5 protein-coding genes are annotated in these 5304 nt (G+C 40.0%); all 5 read right to left on the reverse strand.

Features of this window, described 5'->3' with window-relative positions; translation table 11 throughout:
- Window positions 1-1543: GspE/PulE family protein (locus K8S13_RS05150; protein ID WP_291460949.1), on the reverse strand; the 1543-nt coding region annotated here is incomplete at its 3' end.
- Between the two features lie 62 nt (window positions 1544-1605).
- On the reverse strand, window positions 1606-2496 hold the full coding sequence (nadA, locus tag K8S13_RS05155; RefSeq protein ID WP_291460951.1) for a quinolinate synthase NadA: 891 nt from the start codon (window positions 2494-2496) through the stop codon (window positions 1606-1608).
- A 20-nt stretch (window positions 2497-2516) separates the two neighbouring features.
- Entirely contained in the window at window positions 2517-3185 is a 669-nt protein-coding gene (locus K8S13_RS05160; RefSeq protein ID WP_291460953.1) for an outer membrane lipoprotein carrier protein LolA, read from the reverse strand.
- 21 nt (window positions 3186-3206) lie between these two features.
- Window positions 3207-4796: a class I adenylate-forming enzyme family protein gene (locus K8S13_RS05165; RefSeq protein WP_291460955.1), complete on the reverse strand. Its 1590-nt coding sequence runs from the start codon at window positions 4794-4796 to the stop codon at window positions 3207-3209.
- A 111-nt stretch (window positions 4797-4907) separates the two neighbouring features.
- On the reverse strand, window positions 4908-5304 hold a 397-nt coding region (locus tag K8S13_RS05170; protein WP_291460957.1), incomplete at its 5' end, for an Hsp70 family protein.

Genomic DNA, 5304 nt, shown 5'->3' on the forward strand with positions numbered 1-5304 from the left:
CATCAGCCGGCGTATATTCCAGTCTATAAAGGTCTTCCGGGGTCAGATGATATGGCTCAGCACATTTGTCGCAAACCTTTCGTAAAAGCCTCTGGGCCAATACACATACAACAGTTGAAGATACTAAAAAAGCATCTATATCCATATTCATAAGCCGGATCAGACCGCCGATGCTGTCTTCCGTATGAAAAGTGGTCAAAACTTTATGACCGGTTAATGCTGCATGAACGGCAACATCGGCTGAATAGGTGTCTCTGATTTCTCCGATTACAATAACATCCGGGTCCTGTCTTACAATATGCCTTAAAGTTTCCTTATACGTCAGATTAATACTCGGGTTTATTGAACACTGGATAACATCCTTCACGATATATTCGACAGGTTCTTCTGCGGTTATGATACTGATTTCAGGTTTTTTGATATGATTGATGCACGAATAAACCGTTGTTGTTTTACCGGAACCTGTTGGTCCGGTGACAAGGACAACACCACTTGGTATATTCAGGGCATCCTGTAAAAACCGTTTCAGCAGTTTTGGCGACATACCGATATGTTCAATACCGATAAGCTGATTCATGTTGTTCAGGATTCTCAGAACGATCTTCTCGCCAAAAACCGATACGTAAAAAGAGACTCGTAAATCATATTCAGTACCATTAAAATCAAAAGAGATTCTTCCACCCTGATGCATTCTTTTTTCAGCAATATTTGCACTGCTCATGATTTTTATACGGCTGGTCAGCATGGGTCTGATTTCAAGGGGAAAATCTTTGTAATGGACCAGAATCCCATCCTGTCTGAAACGAACCGAAAATTTATTTTTAAACGGTTCAAAATGAATATCAGAGGCTTCCTCTAAGATGGCACTCTGTATGATGGAATCCACAATGGCCTGCACAGATTCTTCTTTAGGGATGGTGGTTTTTGTCCCATATTCCAATTTGTTTAATGATGAAAAAATGGCATTATGGGACGCAACAGCTATAATAAAATCAGAACCAAATATTTCAGCAACACTTTTAATACTTTCTTTATTGAAAGGATCAGCAAAAGCGATTAATGGTTTGCCTTTTTGTTGATACATGGGGAGAATGCTGTAATGTCTATATAATTTGATACTGGCTTTGGAGATCAGTTTTTTGTCTATTTCCTGGATATCCGGTTCAATGTGCAAAAATCCAAACTGGATGTATAGCAGGTCACGAAAATCATCTTCTGTGATAAAATTTTGTTCAACCAGTATTTCTCCAAGCCTTTTCCCCTTGCTGTCTTTTTGTATTCTCAGTGCAGCCTCAAGTTTTTCATTTGTAATATATCCAAACTCAACTAGAAGATCACCGATTTTAAGAGAATGCTTGTGACGGGCTAGAGCTGTTTTGATCTGCTTATCTGTTACATATTTCAAATCCTTTAGAATATCTAAAAGCCGTTTGGAGGAGACGATTTTTGTTTTTATTTTTTTTGCATGCCGGATTTGCTTATCGGTTATCAGTTTTTCTTTAATTAGACAGGAGAATATTTCGTCGGTAATGTTATTTTTCATCAGAATCTTGGCTTCCCTCCAAAAAAAAGGATTAATAATAATCTGAATATATTATAAAAAGATTAAAGGTCAATCATTTTTTGAACTGCTCCTAATGCATTTTTTCTTATGTTTTCCGGAACCTTGATCTCTCCGGTTAAGTTTTCAAGACTATCCGCCAAATTCTCAAGATTGATTTTTTTCATATCTATACAATACATTTTTTCAGATGCAGGAAAGAATTTTTTCTTTGGATATGCTTTTGAGATGGGGTAAAGCAATCCTGTTTCCGTCCCTATGATAAAAGATACTTGATCAGACTCTCCGGCAAACTTTATCATACCTGAGGTGGATTGGATGCTGTCGGCAAGTGCCAGAACTTCGGGCGGGCATTCCGGATGAGCAATAAAAAGTGCGTCCGGGTGGTCTTTTCTGGCCTTATTGACATTCTGTGCGGTTAAGATGTTGTGAAAGGGGCAGTATCCATCCCAAAGGTGGATTTTTTTTGTTGTATTTGCAGCCGCGTATCTGGCAAGATTTTTATCCGGTACCATCAGGATTTCATCGGCATCTATGCTGTTTACAACTTTAATGACATTGGCAGAAGTGCAGCAGATATCAGAGACTGCTTTTACGGCAGCAGAAGAATTGACATAGGTGATGACCGGAATGTTTCCCAGGGCTTGTTTTTTTGTCGTTAAAGCAATTGGATCAACCATATCTGCCATGGGGCAGCCCGCACCGGTGTGGGGTAACAATACAGTCTTTTCAGGAGAAAGGATAAAAGCGGTTTCAGCCATGAAATGAACACCGCAGAAGACAATTATGTCTGCTTTGGTTTTTGAGGCTTTGATGCTCAGTTCAAGAGAGTCCCCACAAAGATCGGCAATATCCTGGATTTCAGGAGGTTGATAATTATGTGCCAGAATAATGGCATTTTTCTCTTTGGCAAGTTGTCTGATTTTTCCTTTCATTGTGTAACCTTAAATTATTATCAATCCATTTTTATTATATTGACCCCGTCAGGCACCTTAAACTCAAATACGTCCGGGTTGATTTTTTTAAATTGAATGTTACTGAATTCAAACAGGGTGGTGTCATCATAAGGGTTATACGTGACAACTCTTATGATTTCACTGTTTTTTTGTGATATCCGGATAACAATCGAAGAAATATCGGGATTTTTTCTCTTGGTATTTAGATTAATTTCCACATAATCTGCTGCAACCTCTTTTACGCTGATGGAAAAATTTTTTCTGATAAGGGAAATATCTGATAAAAATGCCCCGCCGGCACCGGATTTAAAAAACTGGGAGGCATCACCTGTCATGACCTGGTTTTCCTGGGGCCGAAAAATCCACAGCAATTTGCCATTGGTTATGATTTCATGGCGCTCGGGTTCCAAATATTGCCATTTCATTTTTCCGGGATGACTGAAAGAGGCTCTGCCGGATGCTTTTTCAGTGATATCAAGAGCGGCAAGCCTTGATATCTGTGTAAAGTCGGCCTTAAAGCTTTTACCGGCGTATTTTTTTTCAATGGCATTTAAAATATCTTCTTTGATAATGTCGCTGCCTGTGGCAGATGCAATTGAAAAAAAAAGGCAACAGCAGATAATAGAAGAAAATAGGTTCAGGCTGATCCTGTGGAATAAAGATTTCAATTGATTTCCTTTATTATAAGACTATCGAAGAAGTGTTCGAATATCTTTTCGTTTATCTTCAGCATATATTCTTCGCAGCTTTGGTTTTTCAATTTTTCCGGTGGGGTTTCTGGGGACATCTCCAAAAAAAATTTTTTTCAATTGTTTGTATCGGGGCAGTTCCTGTTGAAATTCGACAATATCACTTTCGCAAAGCATACATCCGGGTTTAACACTGATAATTCCGGCAGGAATTTCCCCAAGTCTTTCATCCGGGATACCAATGACGGCAATATCTTTTATTTTTTTGTTTTTCTGGAAAAAATTTTCAATTTCAACGGGGAAGATATTTTCTCCACCATAGATAATCATGTCTTTTTTACGGTCCACAAGCCAGATAAATCCGTCTATATCATATCGGGCAATATCGCCGGTATAAAGCCATCCATCTTTGAGTGCCTTTGCGGTTGCTTCGGGGTTTTTATAATACTCTTTCATTACCCCGGGTCCTTTGATAATGAGTTCGCCTGATTCATTGCCGAAAAGCAGGCTCCCCTGTTTGTCCACAATTTTTGCTTCCCAGTCAGACCCTGGCAGCCCGATGGGGCCGATTCGGTCAGCATTTTCAAGTCCTAAATGGACACATCCCGGACCGGTTGATTCTGTCAGACCGTAGTTTGTGTCATAATCCTGGCCGGGAAAATATATTTTCCAGTTTTCAATCAGGCTGGGTGGCACGGGTTGGGCACCAGCATGCATCAATCGCCATTGGGAAAGCGTGAATTTTGAAAGGTCAATCTCTTTATTTTCAATGGCAATAAGGATATCGTGGGCCCAGGGAACCAGAAGCCAGACAATGGTGCACTTTTCTTCGGAGACAGCTTCAATAATCCACTGCGGTTTTACACCTTTCAGAAGGATGGATTTCCCTCCCACAAGAAAACTGCCCATCCAGTGCATCTTGGCACCGGTATGATACAGGGGGGGGATGCAAAGAAAGATGTCTTCATGGGTCTGTCCATGATGGGCATGCTCAACTTCGCAGGCATGCTCAAGGTTTTTGTGGGTTAAAAGAACGGCTTTGGGATTACCTGTTGTGCCACTGGTAAAATAAAGGGCGGCGTCATCCTCTATATTAAGTTCGACATCAGGTGGATTGTTTCCTGATGCAGATTCGATAAACGTTTCATATTGGACTGCCCAGTCCGGGCATAAAGTTGCAGGACCTGTGAAAATCCAAAGCTGAACAGATTTTTCAAGCTCATTTTTTACAGTTTTAATTTTTTCAATGAATTCTTCACCGAAAATAAAAATTTTTGCTTCAGCCGTATTTGTACAAACAAGGATTTTATCAGATTCAAACCTGAAGTTTAAAGGAACTGCCCATGCGCCGGAGGAAAGGATGCCAAAATAAATGGGAAGCCATTCAAGGCAGTTTGTCATCAATTGTACAATTTTGTCCCCTTTTTGAATGCCCTTTTTTGTGAGAGCATTGGCAACCTGATTGGATGTTTTGTAAAACTCTTTCCATGTAATGGATTTTCTGGTTTTTAAAGAAGGCGTCCGTTCGACAAGTGCGGTCTTATCTTTATACATTAAAGCATTTTTGGCTAAAATCCGGGTAATAATCATCTATAATACGCGCCCTTCTATAAATATAAAAAATCCTGCCGCGCAACTATAGAACACGGCAGGATTATATTCAACAGGTTTTGTCCAAATTCTATTGGGTTCTATCAGATTTTACTTATCTTTTTTAACCTCTTCGAAATCAGCATCAACAACATCCTCGTCATCCTGTGAAGCAGCACCGGCATCAGCGCCCGGAGTACCTTGTCCATCCTGTCCACCCTGTCCGTCCTGTCCTTCTTGGGCTGCCTGCTGGTACATGGCCTCGGCAAGTTTATGAGATGCCTGGGAAAGGGTTTCAACTTTCTGTTTGATCTCATCAATATTGGTTGAATCTTTGGCCTGTTTCAATGCTTCAACAGCCGCTTCGATATTTTTCCTGGTTTCTTCGTCAACCTTGTCACCATGCTCTTTTAATGTTTTTTCAGTTTGATCAACAAGTGCTTCAGCATTATTTTTGGTATCAACCAATTCTTTTTTCTTTTTATCTTCATCTGCATGCATTTCCGCA

Source organism: Desulfobacula sp. (assembly GCF_021107415.1).